Source organism: Weissella paramesenteroides (genome assembly GCF_036327715.1).
GTDB lineage: Bacteria > Bacillota > Bacilli > Lactobacillales > Lactobacillaceae > Weissella > Weissella paramesenteroides.
In genome coordinates, this window is the sequence record NZ_CP130559.1 from 238,663 (window position 1) to 260,706 (window position 22,044).

The 22,044-nt window shown below is 39.2% G+C and carries 13 protein-coding genes and 1 tRNA gene; 12 read left to right on the forward strand and 2 right to left on the reverse strand.

What is annotated here, in order from left to right; genetic code table 11:
- Positions 1-49: 49 nt before the first annotated feature.
- From leuS to QRX23_RS01155, 5 genes are all read left to right on the forward strand, one after another.
- On the forward strand, positions 50-2,464 hold the full coding sequence (gene leuS, locus QRX23_RS01135) for a leucine--tRNA ligase (RefSeq protein ID WP_330155642.1): 2,415 nt from the start codon (positions 50-52) through the stop codon (positions 2,462-2,464).
- Between the two features lie 190 nt (positions 2,465-2,654).
- Positions 2,655-3,725 (forward strand): glycosyltransferase, encoded by a 1,071-nt coding sequence (locus QRX23_RS01140; protein ID WP_002828761.1) that lies wholly within the window; start codon positions 2,655-2,657, stop codon positions 3,723-3,725.
- Between the two features lie 88 nt (positions 3,726-3,813).
- Positions 3,814-3,886 (forward strand) — tRNA-Arg (locus QRX23_RS01145).
- A gap of 25 nt (positions 3,887-3,911) precedes the next feature.
- Positions 3,912-5,915: a putative polysaccharide biosynthesis protein gene (locus QRX23_RS01150; RefSeq protein WP_330155643.1), complete on the forward strand. Its 2,004-nt coding sequence runs from the start codon at positions 3,912-3,914 to the stop codon at positions 5,913-5,915.
- A 337-nt stretch (positions 5,916-6,252) separates the two neighbouring features.
- Positions 6,253-7,518 (forward strand): aminoacyltransferase, encoded by a 1,266-nt coding sequence (locus tag QRX23_RS01155; RefSeq protein WP_330155644.1) that lies wholly within the window; start codon positions 6,253-6,255, stop codon positions 7,516-7,518.
- A 90-nt stretch (positions 7,519-7,608) separates the two neighbouring features.
- Here the strand turns inward: QRX23_RS01155 and QRX23_RS01160 are convergent, their stop codons facing one another.
- Together QRX23_RS01160 and QRX23_RS01165 are read right to left on the reverse strand one after the other, a co-directional pair.
- On the reverse strand, positions 7,609-8,517 hold the full coding sequence (locus QRX23_RS01160) for a magnesium transporter CorA family protein (RefSeq protein WP_330155645.1): 909 nt from the start codon (positions 8,515-8,517) through the stop codon (positions 7,609-7,611).
- Between the two features lie 135 nt (positions 8,518-8,652).
- On the reverse strand, positions 8,653-9,048 hold the full coding sequence (locus QRX23_RS01165) for a pyridoxamine 5'-phosphate oxidase family protein (protein WP_002828755.1): 396 nt from the start codon (positions 9,046-9,048) through the stop codon (positions 8,653-8,655).
- A gap of 152 nt (positions 9,049-9,200) precedes the next feature.
- Here QRX23_RS01165 and QRX23_RS01170 point away from each other — a divergent pair, with 152 nt between their 5' ends.
- From QRX23_RS01170 to addA, 7 genes are all read left to right on the forward strand, one after another.
- A complete protein-coding gene (locus QRX23_RS01170; protein WP_330155646.1) occupies positions 9,201-9,338 on the forward strand; it encodes a hypothetical protein in 138 nt (45 codons plus the stop codon).
- A 189-nt stretch (positions 9,339-9,527) separates the two neighbouring features.
- Positions 9,528-9,860 (forward strand): DUF7671 family protein, encoded by a 333-nt coding sequence (locus QRX23_RS01175; RefSeq protein WP_330155647.1) that lies wholly within the window; start codon positions 9,528-9,530, stop codon positions 9,858-9,860.
- A gap of 79 nt (positions 9,861-9,939) precedes the next feature.
- On the forward strand, positions 9,940-11,367 hold the full coding sequence (gene gndA / locus QRX23_RS01180; RefSeq protein WP_330155648.1) for an NADP-dependent phosphogluconate dehydrogenase: 1,428 nt from the start codon (positions 9,940-9,942) through the stop codon (positions 11,365-11,367).
- Between the two features lie 268 nt (positions 11,368-11,635).
- On the forward strand, positions 11,636-12,967 hold the full coding sequence (locus QRX23_RS01185) for an APC family permease (RefSeq protein WP_330155649.1): 1,332 nt from the start codon (positions 11,636-11,638) through the stop codon (positions 12,965-12,967).
- A 72-nt stretch (positions 12,968-13,039) separates the two neighbouring features.
- Positions 13,040-14,443: a dipeptidase PepV gene (gene pepV / locus QRX23_RS01190; RefSeq protein ID WP_330155650.1), complete on the forward strand. Its 1,404-nt coding sequence runs from the start codon at positions 13,040-13,042 to the stop codon at positions 14,441-14,443.
- A gap of 187 nt (positions 14,444-14,630) precedes the next feature.
- Complete coding sequence (locus tag QRX23_RS01195; RefSeq protein ID WP_330155651.1) at positions 14,631-18,197, forward strand: PD-(D/E)XK nuclease family protein; 3,567 nt, start codon at positions 14,631-14,633, stop codon at positions 18,195-18,197.
- Positions 18,197-22,006, forward strand: a complete 3,810-nt coding sequence (gene addA, locus QRX23_RS01200; RefSeq protein ID WP_330155652.1) for a helicase-exonuclease AddAB subunit AddA — start codon at positions 18,197-18,199, stop codon at positions 22,004-22,006. Before QRX23_RS01195 ends, addA begins: the two co-directional genes overlap by 1 nt.
- Positions 22,007-22,044: the final 38 nt, after the last annotated feature.

Below are 22,044 nucleotides of genomic sequence, written 5' to 3' on the forward strand. Positions count from 1 at the left end.
CTCGGTCTTTTTTTGATAAAGTAAGACTATTAAAGTGAGGTTATCAATCATGGCATATCAACACAAATTAGTAGAGAAAAAATGGCAACATTTTTGGGATGAACATCAGACATTTAAAACATCAAATGTTTCTGATAAAGAAAAGTTTTTTGCAATGGACATGTTTCCGTTTCCTTCTGGTCAAGGGCTACACGTTGGCCATCCAGAAGGTTACACTGCAACAGACATTGTGTCACGTATGAAACGTATGCAGGGCTATAATGTCTTACATCCGATGGGATTTGATGCTTTTGGTTTGCCAACTGAGGAATACGCCATTAAAACTGGTGAAGATCCAAAGACAGTGACAGCCAAGAATGTTAAGACATTCCGCCATCAAATGAAGTCACTTGGCTTGTCATATGATTGGTCACGTGAAGTTAATACAACTGATCCAAAATATTATAAATGGACGCAGTGGATTTTTGAACAATTGTACAAAAAAGGTTTAGCTTACGAAGATGAAATCATGGTTAACTGGGCACCAGACTATAATGGTGGTACCGTTGTTGCTAATGAGGAAATCATTGATGGTAAGACTGAACGTGGTGGTTATCCAGTATATCGTGTGCCAATGCGCCAATGGGCATTGAAGATTACAGCCTATGCAGATCGTTTAATTGATGATTTGGATGATTTGGACTGGCCCGAGGCGATTAAGGAACAACAACGTCATTGGATTGGACGTTCAATTGGCGCATCAGCCAACTTTAAAGTCCAAGATTTTGATGATGAAATAGAAGTTTTCACAACACGTGCGGACACTTTGTTTGGTGCAACATATCTTGTATTGGCTCCTGAACACAAATTAGTTGATAAAATTGTCAGTGCAGATCAAAAAGCTGCAGTTGATGCCTTTAAGAAGGAAATTGCTTCTAAGTCAGATTTGGAACGTACAGATTTGAATAAAGACAAGGCTGGTGTATTTACTGGTGCCTATGCAATCAACCCAGTTAATGGTGAGGCATTGCCTATCTGGATTGGTGATTATGTCCTGGCTTCATATGGAACAGGTGCCATTATGGCGGTTGCTGCACATGATACTCGTGATTATGATTTTGCTACAAAGTATAATCTACCAATTCGTCCAGTTATTGAAGGTGGAGATGTTACCAAAGAAGCTTATACTGGCGATGGTAAGCATATCAATTCTGGCTTCCTAGATGGCTTGGGTAAAGAAGAAGCTATTACGAAGATGATCGATTGGCTTGAAGAACACCATGCTGGTCATAAGAAAGTGAACTATCGTTTGCGGGATTGGATTTTCTCACGTCAACGTTATTGGGGTGAACCTATTCCAGTAATTCATTGGGAAGATGGTGAGCAAACGCTAGTTCCTGAATCAGAATTACCATTACGTTTACCAGAAGTTGATAACATCATGCCTTCTGGTACGGGTGAGTCACCTTTGGTCAATGTGGATGAGTGGGTCAATGTTGTTGATGAAAATGGTCGTAAAGGTAAGCGTGAGACTAACACGATGCCACAGTGGGCTGGTTCATCATGGTATTATCTACGTTACATGGATCCACATAATGATCAAGAAATTGTTTCTCCAGAAGCTGAAGCCTATTGGCGAAATGTTGACTTGTACATCGGTGGTGCAGAACATGCGGTGCTACATTTGTTGTATGCACGTTTCTGGCACAAAGTATTGTATGACCTAGGTGTTGTGCACACGAAAGAACCTTTCCAAAGATTGGCTAATCAAGGAATGATTCTTGGTGAAAACCACGAAAAGATGTCAAAGTCTAAGGGTAACGTTGTTAATCCAGATGATGTGGTTGAAGAGTACGGTGCCGATACATTGCGTTTGTATGAAATGTTTATGGGACCTTTGGATCAATCAATTGCCTGGTCTGAAGAAGGTCTAGCTGGATCACGTCGTTGGTTAGAACGTGTTTGGCGTTTGTTTATTGACGATGATGACAAACTTCGTGATCACATTACAACCATTAATGACCATAAGCTAGATAAAATCTATAACGAAACTGTTAAGAAGGTCACTGAAGATTATGAGAACTTGCGCTTTAATACAGCAATTTCTCAAATGATGATTTTCGTGAATGAAGCCTATAAGCAAGATAGTTTGTCAGTGCAATATGTTGAAGGATTTATTAAATTACTTAACCCAATTGCACCTCATATGACAGAAGAATTGTGGAGCTTCTTGCATGCGGATGAATCAGTTGCCTATGCAGAGTGGCCAACTTATGATGAATCTGCATTAGTTGCTGATGAAATTGAGCTTATTCTTCAAGTGAATGGTAAGTTACGTGGTCATGTGACGGTTGCTGCTGATGCTGACCGTGATGCAATCACTGCCGCAGCAAAGCAAAATGAAAATGTGCAAAAGCAACTAGATGGTGCAGAGCCTAAAAAGGTGATTGTTGTACCTGGTAAGTTAGTTAACTTTGTGGTATAAAAGCAAGCAAAGAAAATTAATCCGTTAAATTAGAATAAGCGATACTAATAGGTAGGTTTTAGTCTGAGCATAGGGTAGTCAGTTGAAACATAAGTGACTATTGTATACGAATAAGACCGCTGATCTAATCATTTTAATTTGGTAGATTGGCGGTCTTGTTTATGTTCCAAGAAACTGAAGGGGGATTAGCATGACAAAAAAAGTGTTAATGACTGTCGAAAATTTGAGTATGGGTGGCTTGAAACGTGCAGCAACAGTTGTTGGTAATGCAATTTCAGATTTTGCTGATGTTGCATTTTATCAATTGGCGGATGTACCAAGTTACTATGATCTCAAAGGGGAGTTAATTCCCGCTGTGCATCCAGTTATGCCAGAAAATGGTGCTAAGCCTTTGGAAAAATATGCGCAACAAATGTCAGACTTGGCGGATGTTATCTTACAACATGATATTGATGTGCTAATTTTAAATGCAGGTATTTTAGCAAGTTTTATTCCTTATTTAAAGGAACGTGCGCCAAGAGTCAAAATGATTGCGTGGATGCATAATAACATTCAAACTTATTTTAACCAGTATTACCGAGAGATGCGGCCAGAATTTGTTGCGGGTATTAAGGCTGCAGATGCCGTTGTTGCTTTGACTGAGTCTGATTTACAAGGTTTTCAAACGGTGACCGATAAAGCACAAAAAATTTGGAATCCGGTAACGATGCCAATTCAAGGACGCGCAGATCTAACCAAAAAAGTGATTGCTTTTACTGGACGCATTGCGATTCAACACAAGGGAATCGATATTTTGCTACATTTAGCGAAACGGTTACCTGATGATTGGCATATCGCCATCGCTGGCGAAGGATTGCCTAAGGATATGGCAGCGTTTAAACGGTTGATTAAAGTTAACGATGTTGCAGATAAAATTATTTATCGTGGTGGTTTACGTGATGAAGCACTGTCGGATCATTATCGTGAAGCATCTATTTTCTTAGCCACATCACGATGGGAAGGTTTGCCATTAGTTTTGGTAGAAGCAATGTCTTTCGGACTACCAATTGTTTCAACGGATAATACGGGAGCTGTGGAAATTTTAGATGGTGGTATCTATGGTGAATTAGCAAAACAAGATGTTGATTCATTGTGGTATCGTTTAGAACCAGTCATTCAAAGTATTGAAATGCGCGAAACCTTAGCAACAAAATCGTTAGAAAGAGCACAAAGTTTTGCGATAGCGCCAATCCTAAAACAGTGGGCAGCGCTAATAAATTAACAGTTAACCCATTATTTGTAGATGGTGTGTGAAAAACATCTACAAACAATGGGTTTTCTTGTGTATAATAATGTATTAGGTTGTCATTGGCGCTATAGTTCAACAGGATAGAACAAGGACCTCCTAAGTCTTAGATCACAGTTCGAGTCTGTGTAGCGTCATCAATTATTAGGAAGGGGAAGTAACATGGCTGACGATAAATCACACCAATCAAAAAATGGCTCGTCAACGTCGCCATTTCGGCGTGATATTAGTTTCGAAGAATTAAATCAATTACTGAATGGTAAAAAAATTGATGAAATTTTTGAAGAACGCCATGATAAAACATCCTCTGAGGATAGTATCACGGAAGATAATGTTCTCTCTGATCAGAAAGTGACAGAGGTGAAGGTTCGGCCAAATGGTGTTTCGACATTTAAGGTACATGAAGTACCAGACACGGTCATAGAAAAAACGAATATGGTAGCACCTACAGTTGTGGATGCGACTAATACAGTACAAACACCAACTGCTATTTCTGCGCAAGAACCGGTTGAGAGCGAAGAGCCAACAGCAGATGTTGAAACTGAAGAAACGGAGATGGCTGCTAAGTCTCGTATGCTTCGCGGTTCAGCTTGGATGACTATTGGTAATCTTGCATCGAGGTTGTTGGGTGCATTGTACATTATTCCGTGGATTGCGATGATTGGTAATGTTTATTATAATCTTGCCAATTCGTTGTTTTCACAAGGTTATCAAATATACAGTGTTGCTTTGCTGATATCAACAGCTGGACTACCAAATGTTTTAGCTCGTCTAGTTGCAGAGTACAGTGCCTCCAAGCAATATGATGCTGTCCGACATGTCTTTCGACAAGCCATTAATTTGGGAGCGATTCTAGGAATTGCTGTCGGTGCTATTCTCTATTTATTAGCAGGTCTCTTGTCTCAAGGAGATCCAAATGTCGTACGCGTGATTCATGCGTTGTCTGCGGCCGTGGTAATTATTCCAATTCTATCTATGTTACGAGGTTACGTACAGGGATTTGAATTTATGGGTCTATCAGCTTGGTCGCAGTTTGTTGAACAATTAGTACGTGTTATCTATATGTTAGCAATGACTTATTGGATTATGATTGGACACCATGGAGATTGGGTAGATGCAACTGTTCAGTCAACTTTTGCAGCCTTTTGGGGTGCATTAGCCGGTATCCTAGTGCTATTGTTAGGCATTGTCATGCGTCGTCGTTTCTTTGCAGAACAACGTAAACATGCTGTTAGAACACGTCATTTTGACGCACGAGCTGTCTTGATGAAAATGGCTCGTCAGTCTGTGCCAGTTATTTTTGCGGGATCTGCCATTTCACTAGTACAAGTGTTTGATCAGTACACATTCTTTAGAATTATACGTGCTTTTACGGATATTTCGAATGGAGCAATGCAAGCAATGTATGCGCAATTCGCCTTTAATTCTAATAAGTTAGTAATGTTGGTTGTTTCATTAGCGGTTGGTATGGCAGAAACAGCTTTGCCAATGTTAGCTCGGGCAAGGGAAATAGGTGACCGAGAAAATATTGGTCGGCAAATTCAATTCGCATTAAAGTTGTTAGCGTTTGTTATGGTGCCTGCAGTTTTGGGAATGGTTGCAATTGCACGCCCACTGTATGTGTTGTTCTATCGTACATCAGATTTGACGAATGGTACCTTGATTTTGCAATTTGCTAGTTATTCAGCAATTTTCCTAAGTTTGTATATGGTCGTATTAGCCATCTATCAAGGATTGGGTCGTTTGCGTTATACAGTGAGATTGCTAATATTTATATTTGCAGTTAAGATTGTTTTGCAAGTACCATTAACAATTTGGTTACAGGGTATGGGACCATTGGTATCAACGACGATTGCTTTCTTATTGGGTATGATCGTTGCTATTCGTCACTTAGCAAGTTTGTATCATATCGACTGGGCATCATTTAATGACACCTTTGTAATTATTTTATTCTGGAGTTTGTTGATGTATGCTGTGGTTGCACCAATTTCATATACAATCGGATTGTTTACGCCAGATACTAAGTTATGGCAGTTACTGAATTTAGCGATCTCTGGTGGTGTTGGTGCGGCGATTTATGGCGTTGCAGTACTTAAAACACATGTTGGAGAAGCCGTATTAGGTCCACGTGCGACTTGGCTAGCGCATAAATTACATTTAAAGTAATATAATGATTAGGATAAAGTTGAACTCAATGATTGAGCTCAACTTTTTTTAAATTAAGAATGTGGATAAGTCTGTGTAAAACCCCAATTTTCTGTGGATAAATGGTGGAAAAAGGTGAAAATACTGTGACTTTTTCCACTGGTACGGTCTAATTTAACATAAAATAAACAGTATTTTTTTACAAAAGACGGAAAAATCGCATGATAGAGATTGTTTTATAAGTTATTCTGATATTTTTAAATGTGGAAAACTATATTATTCAGTACTTTTTCAAAATTTAAGTTGGATAGCGTATAATTCAAAGTAATAGATAAGAAGATAAGGAAATGGGTTAACTATGACACGTTCATTTAAAGAATTAACAACAGAACAATTTGAGTCATTTGCACAAACACACCCTGCTGGTAGTTATCTACAAACAGCAGCACAATCGCGTTTATTGGCTCGTCGTGGCTGGCAAACAAGTTTGGTCGGTTTAGTTGAAGAAAATCAAGTGGTTGCAGCTGCTGTGTTGGCATGGATACCTGTTCGAATGGGAAACATGTTCCAAATTGATGGTGGCATGCTTATTGATTTTAGTGATCAAGATTTAGTGGCGGCGTTTGTGGATGGCGTGATGGCATTTGCGAAAGAACACCGTGGTTTATTTTTGCGGATAATGCCAAATGCGATTTACCGACGTTTTGACGATGAAGGTCAGCAAATTGGCAATACAGAAAGCACAGTGATTGATGCCTTAACAAGAATTGGCTTTGAACATACGCCTGCTACCAAAGGGTGGACAACAAATTCTTCACCATCATGGCAATATGTTAAGTCACTACAACCAATACTAGATGCTCAAGATACGACAAAAGCTTTACGGTCATCTTTTGGTAAAGATGGCAAGTACTACTTAAAGAAAACTGATCAATTTGGCATCAAAGTTCGTCGCCTAGAAAAAGCTGATTTACCTGACTTTAAAGCATTGACGCAAGATACAGCTAATCGGCTAAATTATCATGATAAAGATTTAGATTTTTATCAAACTGTTTTTGATGAATATGGTGATGATGCCTATTTTGTATTTGCAGAAATGAATTTTCCTGCATATATCAAGGGACAACAACAGGCACGTGATCACTTAGCCGAAGTTGTGGCTAATCTTGATGCACGAATCGCTGAAAAACCTAACTATAAAAAGCTAAAGCGTCAACGTGCGGAATATGCAGATCAGCATAAGCAACATGAAAAGCGTATCACGCAGGCAAAAATGGCACATGAACAGGCTGGTAAAGATGTGGTAACTATTGCGGGTGCCTTGTTCTTAGCGACTGCTAATGAAATGATTTATTTGTACTCAGGTACTTATGATGAGTACAAGAATTTTTATGGACCATACGCGGTGCAAGAGTATGCCTTTGAACAAGCACTAAAACGCCAAATTCCGCACTATAACTTCTATGGTATTTCAGGTGTGTTCGATGGTTCTGATGGTGTCTTAGGTTTCAAGCAAGGATTTTCGGGTCATGCTGAAGAAAAGGTTGGTTCATTCGTTCGCCCAATTAATGGTCCTAAGTATGCTATCTATCATTTCTTGAAAAAGATTTTAGCACGCGGTTAATTAATGCATGTTTAGCACAAAGAGGTTGAGACAAAAGAAAATGTCTCAACCTCTTTAAACATACTCTAAAATACTGAAGGGATTGTGTATTTATTTTTTAAAAAAGCCAAAATGCCAAAGAATCATTGTAATGATTACCATCAAAATGATTGTAATAATAACGGTATAAAGCCAACCACCAGCAGCATGCGTGAAAGGTAAAGCAACGTTTTGACCAAAGAAGCCGGAAACAATGGTGGGCATCGTTAAAACGATTGAGGAAACCGTTAATAATTTCATGGTCCAATTTAAGTTTGCATTTGCAACATTGTCAAATGCGTTCGCGACACTACTCGTTACCTCTTGAGACAATTTGCCGGTATCTAAAGCTTGCTGCAATTCAACCGCAACATCATCAATACGCTCAAGCTGTTTTGTGTTTAAATGTTGACGATCATGCATTTGTAGTGTGTTTAATAGAGCATGATCTGTTTGTAATGAGTTAATTAAATAAATTAAATCAGTCTGTAGTGACATGAGTTGATTGATTGCTGGTTGGGTTGGTTTGGTTGATTTAATTGTACTTTGAATAGACAAACGTTTACGATTGATGGTCAAAATTGACTTCATGAATTCACTAGACAATGACTCCGTGAGACCTAAAATGAGATCAATTGGTTGTGTGAGCTGTGTTTCAGCTAATTTCATTAAGTGATTGATGGCATAATTGGTCTCTTTACGTGTGAATAGATAAAGAACGGATTGATCAATTGTATATAAAAAACTAATTGGCTCAGTGGTTGCTCGGTTTGACGTAGGTGTCACAATGTCAAATATCATTAAATTATATCGATTGATACCATCATATTCCATTCGGGCACTTTCATAAGGGTCAATGGCATAGTCAATCAATTCGTTAGGAATGCCATGCTTATCAACTAGCACGACTCGATCTTCAGGTGTCATTTCACTAACTTGATACACCGTGAATTTAGAAAATAATTTTTGCTCTTTTATCATAGAATCTACTTTCTCACTAGAATATATGTATAGTTAATTATAATAAGTATAACGAAATAATTAATATATTTTTAGACTAAAAAAGGATTGGCACATTTTCTTTTGTGCCAATCCTTTATTCGTCAATATTAAATTTTAAGAAATCTGTGTGCCAGCCTCTAATGTGTTATCTAATTTAAAGATACTTTCAATATCGATGATAACATATGCAGCACGAGGGAAACGTTCGTAAAGACTAGCGGGAATATTCTCCTTCGCCAAGTCATCATCTTGATGAATATGAACCTGACCTTCAAATCGGAATCCCTTTTGTGCCGGGCGATCAGCAACAGCAACGGCTGCATGACCATTAACCGTTAAGTTATGGAATGCATGACGAAATGTATGTTCAAAATAGGCTAAATGAGAATCATCCAAAACGTGGAGAGATCCCTTTGGACCAACTTTTGGCATCCCGTTTTCATCAGCGGTAGCTAAGAAAGGTAACTGTTCGCTAAGCATTTGTTTCATTTCTTCTGTTAATTTAGCCATAGTAAGTCCTCTTTTCGATTATTACTTACTAATTATAAGAGTGATGTTCTTTAAAATCAAATTTCTTAGCCTACAAATAAAGATGGTTGACGAATAGTATAAATATCGGTATACTTGAAAAGTTATCGATAACAAAAATGGAGGAAATAATTATGGCAGTTAGATCACCATATAATTCATGGGCCCGTCGTCGTCCAGTTTCACACGACTACTCAAAGAAAGTTCGTAGTGCTGAAGTTGTTAACATTCAACAATGGGCTAAAGGTAAAGCTGTATTAGAATCAAAGTAATTTGGCATTATTTAGTTACGAAATGAAAGCGAGACAACAGTCGTTTTGAAGCCGTTACATTGCGGTTTCTGACTTTTGGAACGCGTTTAAGAAGACTAACGTAGATATACGTTAGTCTTTTTTTATGTAGAATTTCCCACGGATTGTTATAATGAAAATAATTGATTAGTAAATGAGGTGGCGTGTGATATGGCAAGTAAGTACCCAACAGCAGAATTAATTGGGGTCGTCATGGTTCAAAATAATAGTGGTCAATATGAACCCAAAGAAAGTCAACTTGATGCCAATGCATTTCATAGTTGGCGGATTGGTAAACATACCAAAGGCAAGTTGGGAGCTCCGGGACAGTTGTTTCTTACCGAAAATAATTTAATTGTGATGTTAGTTGCAATTGAACCATTGGCTTTTAAAAATCGGCATGACATAACACCGATGGCACGCTTTTTAACAACATTAGTTCCTGATCAAGTAAAAATGCAAGTGTTAACAAGCTATCAATATGAGAAAAAGTCAGTGAATTAAGGTAATGCTTTTTTAAGATTTTCGGGTTACACTGATAGCTACAGAATGTTTTTTGTCAATTTATAGGGGGAATATTAATATGACAACTGCAGAGTTTGGTGTCGTTGGCTTAGCCGTTATGGGTCGTAATTTGGCTTTAAATGTGGCTTCACGAGGTTATAAGGTGGCTTTGTACAATCGAACGTCCAGACGTACAGATGATTTGGTTGAGAAGCATCCCGATTCAGGATTTGTGCCAAGTTATTCAATCGAGGAATTTGTGGCCTCTATCCAAAAGCCACGACGGATTTTATTGATGGTAAAGGCTGGTGCCGGAACCGATGCAGTCATTGAAGAATTGTTACCTTATCTAGATAAGGGTGACATTTTAATTGATGGCGGTAATACTTTCTTTGAGGATACCATTCGTCGTTCTAATAAATTAGAAAAGTCAGGCATCAACTTTATTGGTATGGGTGTTTCCGGTGGTGAGCTAGGTGCTTTGCAGGGACCCTCAATGATGCCTGGTGGTCAACGTGAGGCTTATGATTTAGTGGAACCAATTTTGAAAGAAATTGCTGCCAAGGCACCAGAAGATGGCAAGCCAACCGTAACCTACATTGGACCAAATGGTGCCGGTCACTACGTCAAAATGGTCCACAATGGTATTGAGTATGGTGACATGCAATTAATTGCAGAATCATATGACATCTTAAAGCGTGTATTAAAGTTAGACAAAGATGGGTTGGCTAAGACATTTGCAGACTGGAATAAGGGCGAGTTAGACTCATATCTTATTGAAATTACTGCGGATATTCTGACACGTGATGATGATCTCGGTTCAGGTAAGCCAATGGTTGATATGATTTTAGATCGCGCAGGCAATAAGGGAACTGGAAAGTGGTCATCACAATCAGCTTTGGAAGTTGGTGCACCACAATCCTTGATTACAGAATCTGTTTACGCCCGTTATATTTCAGCATTAAAGACCGATCGTTTAGCAGCAGCTGATGTCCTAGTTGGTCCAGACTATGACTTTGATGGTGATGTTGCAGCTACCGTTGAGGACATTCGTCAGGCACTTTATTTTGGTAAGGTCATGTCATATGCACAAGGATTTGATCAATTACGTATGGCATCAGATCACTACGATTGGTCATTGCCATTTGGCGAGTTAGCACAGTTATGGCGTGCAGGGGCAATCATTCGTGCACAGTTCTTGCAACGCATCACTGATGCTTACGATGAAAAGCCAGACTTACACAACTTGTTATTAGCACCTTACTTTAAGCAAATTGCCGAATCATATCAAGCATCTGCTCGTCGTGTGATTGCTTTGGCGACAGCAGCTGGGGTACCAGTACCATCATTATCAGCTGCAGTAGCTTACTATGATTCATATCGTTCACCAGTTTTGCCAGCTAACCTTATTCAGGCACAGCGTGACTACTTTGGGGCACATACTTATGAGCGAGTTGATAAGCCAGCAGGTGAAATGTACCATTATTCATGGTATGACGAAGCATAAATTAATAAACAATAAGAAACCATATTGTTTTGCAGTTTAAAGTATGCTAGTATTTATCTAGCGAAAGTAAAAAGCGTACATTAATTGAGGAGAGTCTATCAAATGTTTGATTTTATTAACAATAATAATAATAATCGTTTGAACTCAACACAATTAGTGATTGGGCGTTTTTACAACGCTTAAACTGTGAGAACATACGAAGCAGTCAACCAATTACTAAATTGGATGACTGCTTTTTTTGTTGAAATTTTGAATTAGGAGAATATTTATGCCGCAGAAAGTTGAATTAAAACGCTCGATGGGAATTTGGTCTGGGTTGTCGTTGGTGATTGGAACAGTCATTGGATCAGGAATCTTCTTTAAACAAGCTGGTGTCCTGCAAACGGCTGGCTCATCAACATTGGGGTTGTTAGCCTGGTTGACTGGTGGTGTGATTACATTGGCTGCCGGACTAACAATTGCTGAAATTGGTGCCCGTTTACCGAAGACAGGTGGCTTATATAGCTATATTGAGTCACTATATGGACCGGTTGCTGGATTTTTAACTGGTTGGATGCAAGTAGTTATTTACGCCCCCGCTGTTATTGCTTCAATTGCGGGCTATGCAGCGTTCTTGACCGCTAACTTTCTCGGCTTACCAACAAGTTCGGCAACTTGGATCGCCGTTATTTATGTTGCTTTTATTGCGGGGATTAACCTCTTTGAGAATCGTGTCGCTGCCAGTTTCCAAGTCATTACAACATCAATTAAATTAATTCCGATTGCTATTTTAATTATTTACGGTTTATTCTTTGGCAAGGTTAATGCACTAGGTCAGACTGTTTCAGAAACTGTTTCGCATGGTGGTGGTTTTGGTATGGCGATTCTTGCCACTTTGTTTGCTTATGATGGTTGGATTCTTTTGGCAAATATTGCTGGTGAATTAAAGAATCCACGTCGTGATTTGCCACGATCGATTGTTGGTGGTGTCAGTTTGATTGTGGTTGCTTATGTTGGTGTTTCATTTGGTGTTTATCATGCTTTACCATCTGATCGAATCGTGGCATTACAGAATAATGCGACATTTGCGGTTGTTCGAGCAGCCTTTGGTGACTTTGGTGGTCGTGCATTAAGTATTGCCATTATCATCTCGATGTTAGGTACACTGAATGGTAAGATGATTTCCTTCCCACGAATGGCTTATGCTATGTCACTTGATGGGTTGTTTCCAAAATATTTATCAAAACTGACTCGTAAAACACAAGAACCAACAAACGCAATTTTAACGGTTGCATTAATGACGATTGCCCTAGCAATTGTTTACACGAATGGTGTTGATCGTTTATCAGATATTGCTATTTTTACAATTTGGATTTTTTATACTGCAGCGTTCTTTGGTGTCTTTATTTTACGTCATCAGACACTTGATAAAAATGTTGATCCAGCAACATTATTCAAAACACCGCTATTCCCAATCACGCCATTAGTGGCCATTGTTGGTGCACTATTTGTGATTGGTTCAACGGTTATCAACGATTTCTCAGGGGCAGTCATTTCAATTATTTTAGTTCTTATTGGATTACCTGTGTTCTATTATTATGAACATAAGCGACAGCAGTAGTACGCTATATTGTCACTTCTCATAAAACGCGGTACACTGGCTCTATTAGATTTTGATTAGAGGTCGAGTGATATGTCGTGGACAATACAAGCAAAGCAGTATGAGACGGATTTAATTAATGATTTAAATCAAATTATACGAATCCCTTCAGTTTTGGATTCGAAAACACAAACACCACAGACGCCTTTCGGTATTGATATGGTTCGGGCACTATCTAAAATGGAAGAATTTGCTAATCGAGATGGGTTCCGCTATGGGCGGGTCGATAATATGGTGACGTGGATTGAATTTGGACCAGCTTATGCACCAGAAACGTTAGGGATACTAACACACATCGATGTTGTGCCAGCTGGTGATGGCTGGTTACGTCAGCCGTTTAATCCGGAAATTTTAGATGGTTTATACTTTGGCCGTGGGGCGGCAGATATGAAGGCGGACTTGATGTCTGCTTATTACGCCTTAAAGATGCTTGCTGATCAAGGGCGAGTGTTGCAACGAAAAGTGCGATTAATTATCGGTACTGATGAAGAAAATGGGTGGCGTGATATCCCACGTTATCTTGCACAAGAAGGTGAACCAACATTTGGCTTTTCACCAGATGGTGCTTTTCCGGTCGTTAATGGTGAGAAGGCGTTTCAGACGGTGCAATTACGGTTCCCCAGTGTTTCTGAAGGACCATATATTCTCGAGCGTTTCATGTCTGGTAGTCGAGCAAATGTTGTACCGGGAGAAGCGAAAGCCAGAATCAATGTACCACAGGGAATGTTGATTGCCGAAGATTTTGCAAATTTTTTAAAACAATATCCATTCTTAGAGGGTAACGTGCAGCAAGCTGGTGAAACGGTGCGGTTAACACTATTTGGTGTGCAGGCCCATGGTGCATATCCAGCTGATGGCAAAAATGCAGGTACTTATTTAGCGCAATTTTTACAACAATATCCATTTGGTGGGGATGCCCATGCTTTTTTGAACTTTTTAGGGACAACAGTTCATCGGGATATTTATGCAAAAAATTTGGGACTCGCGTACCATGATAAAGAAATGGGAGATTTAACGTTAAATGTCGGGGTAATGCGGTACAGTCATCGTGGTCAGGGAACAATACTGCTAAACTTCCGATATCCCAAAGGTGTAAACATCCAAGCGATTGTCACACAAGTACAACGACATTTGGGGGACCTAATGGCTGATGTCACGGTCGTTCAAGCTGGTATGCCACCTCATCTGGTTGCTGCTGATGATGAGTTAGTAAAGACACTTTCTGCTGTCTATGCTGAACAAACGGGACAATATTTGCCACCTCGAACTTCAAATGGGGGATCTTACGCTAGGTTATTAAAGCGAGGCGTTGCATTTGGTGGTCAATTCCCCGATGTTAAAGTTACCAGTCATCAAGCCAATGAATTTACGCCAGTGGCTAATTTAACTCGTGCTATGGCAATATTTGCTGAGTCGATCTGGCGTCTTTGTCGATAATATTAATATATTTTTAGTTAAAAGGTTGGTGCATTTTTTGTGCCAACTTTTTTATATTAAGTTACACACCGGTTCCAAAACAACTTTTGTCACACTCCCTCTTAAACGTGTTTCAAAAGTCAACGCAAAAATATTTGGTGATAACTGGTAAAATAGTAGCAAGAACTAGTGATATTGGAGGCAACAAATGGCGTTAGAATTATTATTCGGTCGATCAAGTGCTGATCATGAATTGGCATTATTGCAGCGAGTTCAGCAGGTTTTAGCGACAGATGAACAAGCGCAGGTATTTTATATTGTCCCAAATCATATCAAATTTGAAACAGAAATAAATGTTTTGACAAGATTAGCAACATTATCAGGAAGACATGGGGCAGCGATTGCTGTACCTAATGTGTCGGTTTTTTCATTAAGTCGTTTAGCATGGTACTACATGCAAAATGATCCAATTTATCAACAAGCTAATCTATCACAAAACGGATTGACAATGTTGGTGCAAACATTATTGCAACAACATAAAGCAGAATTGAAGTTGTATGGTAATTTATTAACTAAACAGGGGTTTATTGGACAATTTACGACGCAATTATTAGAGTTAAAACAATCTGGTTTATCATGGGATGATGTGACAGACATTGCTGATAAATTAACAAATCAAGAAACCTTACAGATGAAGTTATACGATTTAGCAACTATCGGTCAGTCATTGGAAGATGAATTAGCGCAGCGTGGTCAGTATTTAAGTAGTGATTTATTATTGGCGTTAAAAGTGTATCTGGCGACAGAAAAAACAGACATTTCACACCATTATTTCTTTATCAATGATTATTCACAAATGACATCACCTGAACGCGGGTTGGTTGAAGCATTGATTACTTACGCAGGCGGTGTCACTGTTGCCTTACCAGCAGATGATGGGTCAGCTAGTTTAACGGAATCAGCAATTTCTGAAAATGATTTATTTTATCGACCTAAGAATCTTGGGCGACAATTACGTGATGCTGCGGTGATGCATAAGATACCTGTGATCGCAAATACGATTGAGGCGCAGCGTAAAATGAGTCCAGGCATGTTAGCTGTTGAAGATTTCTGGATTAAATATGAGCAACAAGGAATTATCCGTGATTCATATGATGCGCATGGTGCAATTGAAATTTGGCAAACACATACTCGTTATCAGGAAGTAGAACAGATGGCGCGTTTGATTCGTCAAGAAGTCGCTGCCGGTAAGCATCGATATCGTGATTATTTACTCATGACACGCGATTTAGGTCAGTATGAAAATATCATGCCAGCAGTTTTTGCACGTTATGAAATTCCAATATTTATGGATTTAGACCGACCGATGTCAGCGCATCCTTTGGTTGCCTTTTTGGATAAATTACTACATTTAGCCCCAGCATATACAATGACGGATGTCATGGGTCTTTTAAAAACTGAATTGCTAATACCAGATGGTGTTTTATTGGCGGATTACCGTGAAGCTCTTGCAGAAACTGAAAATTATGTGTTGGCAAAAAATATTGCGGGGTGGCAATGGACTGATAAAACGCCGTGGCAATATGACCGCCAGGCGCTAACGAGTGATGATGAGGTGACTCGTGAACGTGTTGCAAGTAAAGATGCGCAGTTAGCCATGATTCATGATCAAATTAGCCAGACTGTTGCACCATTTTTACATCATTTGCAACAGGCACCGACTGCGTGTGAAATGGCACGTGAATTATATAATTTTATAACGCAAATCGGCATTCAAAAACGCCTAATTAACTGGCGAGATAATGCTATTGAACAGGGCAATTTGTGGTCTGCGCAACAACCGGAACAAGTTTGGCGCGTTTTTATTAGCATTTTGGATGATTTTGTCCAGGTATTTGATTCAGAAGTCATGACACTTGAAGTGCTTCAAGATGTTTTTACAGCTGCTTTTGATAGTGCCAAGTATGCTGGTATTCCAGCAACGATGGATCAAGTACACATTTCTGAGAGTGGTATTGTGCAACGGACCGGGTACGAAACGGTTATTGTATTCGGAGCGACAAATCACAATTTACCGGCTGTAACCCGTATTAAAGCAATCTTGCATGATGGTGATCGAGCAATACTACAGCCAACTTTGCCAGATAATGTTTTTTTGAAAGAAACGTCAGAACAACAAATGGCTCAAGAGTCTTTGTTGATGTATCGCGCAATGATGGTAGCGAATCAAAGGTTAATATGGACATACGCAACTAGTGATGGGGATGGTTCACAGCAACCATCAACCTATGTGAATCGTATCCAAAAGCAGTTCCAACTACCGCTAGTGCAATTTGATGCTTTACCAGATCCAATGAGTCACCACGTTGATGATTATGTTGGGACACCAACAAGTACGATTGCGCAAATTATTATTGCTAATCGACAAGCGAAACAACGTGGGACGGTTGACGGACAGTTGAGCGGTGCTTGGCGTAATTTGATGCAACAAGTACAAAAAATAGCACCATATCAATTGCAACATTTGTTGGGTAGTTTACATTATCAAAATGAACCAGAAAAGTTACAACCGGTACTAGTAAATACGCTTTTTGGACATGACTTAAAGGCTTCAATTTCACGTTTAGAAAGTTATTCACGTAACCCTTATGAATTTTTCTTGCAATATGGGTTGCGACTACAGGAACGACAAGTATTACAATTAACGCCTGCTGAAAAAGGTACCTTGATGCATGCCATGTTGGAGCAACTTTTCCAAACATTGGTAACAAAACAACAAGTATTAGGAGCATTAACGGATGACCAATTACGCCAACTAGAACAGGATATTTTGCAGGGACTGCTGACAAGTGATGATCCAACGTATGATATTTTTAATAGTTCATCACGGATGCGTTTCTTGACGCAACAACTTGCTGTACAGGTTCATGAAACGATGATCAGTATGAAACGCGGGCAGCTGCTTGATGGTGGGGTTCATACAATTGGTGTGGAAGCCGGGTTTGGTCTGCCACAAAGTCAATTAAAACCAGTCGAATATGACATGCCATTTGGTCGTGTTAAAGTCCGGGGAAAAGTTGATCGTTACGATTTAGTTGAAACGAATGCGGGCAACTTCTTGACGATTGTCGATTACAAGTCAAGTAAGCGTGTGTTTGATTATAGTAAAGCGTATGCCGGTCTAGAGTTGCAATTAATGACCTATTGGACAGCGATGTTAATGAATAAAGATGTTTTACCAACTGGTGAAATGGGTGGCGCTCTATTCTGGACGCTTCAGAACCCATGGATCAGCATGAATGATTTGACAGGTGATACATTACAACAGTTGCAATCAGCAGCTGATAAACAAGCAATTGAACAAGGCCGTTATCGGGGTGTTTTGCGTACAAATGACGACTATATTTCCCGCTTAGAAAGTACACCTGATATTGTTGCACCATACGCTATTGATCGGAAAAAAGATAACTCGTTCAAGAAGACAGCGGATGTTGTTTCGGATGATACGTTAGCGACCTTGCTACAATTCAATGAATACAAAATCAAAGATATTGCTGAACGAATTTTAGAAGGAACTTTTCCGCTATACCCATTCCGAGATGGTACAGCAAGTACAGGATTAATATATTCACCTTATAAACCAATTATGATGTTTGATGCCATGATGGGCAATCGTTATAACAATCTTGAAAAATTATCGGTGAGTGCAGCATTAGAGGCGATGTCACGATTTATTCAAAAACATCATCAGGAACCAGAGGAGGGTCAAAAATAATGAAATTTACTGATTCTCAATCAGCAGCCATTAAAACAAAGGGACGTAATGTGTTGGTATCAGCTTCTGCAGGTTCTGGGAAAACCCGTGTTTTGGTTGAACGTGTGATGCAACGACTATTGGCTGGTGAAAATGTTAATGAGTTTTTGATTGTTACGTTTACAGAAGCAGCTGCCAGTGAAATGAAAGAACGTTTAGAAAGTGCCATTCGTTCAGAACTTATAGCAAGTGTTGGTGAACAGCGACAACATCTTTTAAAACAGCTACGGCTATTGAATATTGCTAATATTTCGACCTTGCATGCGTTTGCGCTACGGTTAATTGAACAATATCACTATACAATTGACTTAGATCCACAATTTCGGTTGATGGATGATGCAGAACGTACTTTGGTCATGTTAGAGGTATACAACACTTTATTAGAAGAACAGTATGCTAATGATAATGAACAACATGCTTTCGCAACGTTCGCAGCGCAATTTACGACGAGTACAACAGATGATAGGGCGTTACAAGAAGCAACTTTTTCTCTGTATGATTTTGCGACTGCTCGTCCAGATACAGTTAACTGGCTGGATCATTTATCGGATTTATATCAGGTTGATCAGGAAGATTTTACAAGTAGCCAATTTTACCAAGCGCAGTTAAAGCCACAAATTTTAAAAGAATTACAGGGCATTGTTGATAGGGCTGCAAAGTTGGTTGCACAGGCTCCAGATACGATGGATGAGGCGCCAGCAGTTAATCGGTTATTAAATTTACAATCTGATGAAACTGCCTATCAACAAGCATTGACATTGGTACAAAATGAAGCCAATGATTGGAATACGGTGCAACAAACTATCAAACACATTGATTTGATGAGTTGGGGGGTTGATACACAAGGGAAACGTAAAAATTTCACAAAAAAGCATGATCCTGCATTAAAAATAGCTTGGGATCGAGTTAAAGATGAACGTGAAGCACTAAAGAAAAGATTTACGATAGTACTGGAAAAATATTTTGTATTAGACCAAGCAGGTTTGGTGTTAGCGATTGAAGGTGCTGGCATGGTGATTGACCGTTTGGTGAAGTTAACGAAAGACTTTAGCACAGACTTCTTAACTGAAAAATTACGACGAAAAGTATTAGATTTTAATGATTTAGAGCACTTTGCCTTGCATATCGTTAGTCAGGAAAAAGTAAAGGCTGAATTGCAAGAACGTTACACTGAAATTATGGTTGACGAATACCAGGATACGAATCAATTACAGGAAGCGATTTTGCATGAGATTACTTCGGGTGATAATTTGTTTCAGGTTGGTGATATTAAGCAATCCATTTATAAATTTCGGCAAGCTGATCCAACATTATTTGCGGGTAAACTTGCCACATATCCATCGGATACAATTAGTGAGGTGATTACACTTCAGGAGAATTTCCGTTCACAACCCAATGTGACGAATTTTATTAACTATATTTTTGCGCAAGCTATGAGTCGTTCATTGGGAGATATTGAATATACTGGTGAAGCCGAATTAGTTGCTGGTGCAGATTATTATCCTGAGGAGTTACCTAAAAAAGCAGAATTATTGCTTTATTTAGATGATACAAATCAAGATGAGTCGCTTGCTGATGCAGAAGTAGATGCAGAAGCGGACACGCTAGCCTCTGATGCACCTTATACCAAAGCAACTGGGCAAATTCGATTGACAGCGTTGAAAATTCAAGAATTGATTCAATCAAAATTTGAAATTTTTGATCGGCAAGCGCAAAAGAAGCGCCCCGTCAATTACGGCGACATGACCATATTGGTACCAACGAAAGGACAAAATTTAGATGTCTTAGATGTCTTTCGTGAAATGAATATTCCTATCATGATTGATGGGACTGAGAATTATTTTCAAACCACTGAAATTTCAGTGATTATGAGTTTCCTACAAGTAATTGATAATCCACATCAGGATATTCCATTGGTAGCTGTGTTACGTTCGCCATTGTATGATATTGGGGAAAATGGCTTGGCACTTATTCGTGCACAAACACCAGAAGAAGATTTTTATACTGCAGTCAAGAATTTAGCAAACGATGACGAAAGCGATACGATTGGCGATATTTCGCCAGTATTAGTGAAAAACACGCAAACACAAGTACAACGTTTCTTAGCAGATTTAGCAGTATTTCGTGATTTGGCCGTGCAAAATCAAATTGTCACATTGTTGTGGGCTATCTATAATCGGACAGGTTGGTTGGATTATGTTGGTGGGTTGCCTTCAGGTGCGCAACGACAAGCAAATTTGCATGCACTATATGATCGTGCATCAGCGTATCAAAAGAGTAGTTTTGTTGGTTTATATCAATTTATTAATTACGTGACACAGCTACAAAGTCACGATAAAGATTTAGGTGAAGCAGATGCCAATGTGGCACAAGACAGTGTGTCCTTAATGACGATTCATCATTCTAAGGGATTGGAATTTCCAATTGTTTTTCTGTTAAATGCGACCCGTACAATGATCAGTCAAAGGGAAACACAAGGAAGTATTATTCTCGATGCGCAAGCTGGCGGTGGGATGAATTATGTTGATTTACAACATCACTTGAAATTAATTACACCGCAACATGAGTATATTGCACAAGTGAAACGACAAAATGCATATGCTGAACAATTGCGTGTCTTGTATGTTGCTTTAACCCGTGCGGAGCAGCAATTGTTTATTGTTGGTGCTTATGATAATGTCGATAAATTGTGGCAAACTTGGCAACAAAGTGCTGGTGTCACAGAGTGGATGTTGCCAGATACAATTCGTTTAGCCGGTAAATCATTTATGGACTTGTTGGGGATGACCTTAATCCGCCATCCCCAAGCGCCAGAACAATTCGCGCCATTACGTGGTTATGATGTAAATGACGTCATGCAATTTGATGAGATACGGACAAAGACACCTAAAAATGCGTTTGCATTTGAGCTAGAGGTTATCAACACGCAGGATTTAGTCAATCGTGTAGCAAATTATCAGCCACTTAGCGATGATATAGTTGATACAAAAGATGTTACAGAAACATCGGCAGAGGAACACGCTGATTGGCAATCTGTGCTCCAATTTGCGTATCCGTATGAAACTGCCACCCGAGCAACGGCCTATCAATCTGTATCAGAAATTAAACGATTATTTGAAGATCCTGATTTGGCTGAAGGTCGTCAATTGTTAGACCGACGTTTGGTGACGGATGATTTAGCTGGTTTACGTATGACTGATGAGGAATTACCTGAACCCGATTTCATGCAAGAATCCGCAACACGATTATCTTCGGCTGCAATTGGAACGGCGACCCATTTAGTTATGCAGCGCCTTGATCTTACAAAGGGTGTCCCAACTGAAGTAGTCATTAGAACGCTCATTCAACAGTTAGTAAACGAAAAGTTAATTGATGATAAAATTGCACCATTAATTTCGGTCGATAAAATTGGTAGATTCTTTAATGACTCGCCACTTGGCAAACAAATGATTCAACATGCGGATTCGTTACGACGAGAAGTCCCATTTTCATTGCTATTAGATGCTAAGCGGTTATATCGTGCCTTTGATGGTGATGATAAAGTGTTAGTGCATGGAATTATTGACGGTTATTTCCAAGTAGATGATGAAATTTGGTTGTTTGATTATAAAACAGACCATGTATCTCAACAAGCAGCAACGAACATTTTAACAAAACGCTATGCTGGACAATTAAACATCTATGCGCAAGCATTGGTAGCAATGGGATTACCAATGCCTAAACGATTCATTTACGCAATTAATGCCGAAAAGTTAATTCGGTTATCATAAGTTAATAATTGTTGTTACAGCGAGACTTCGGTCTTTTG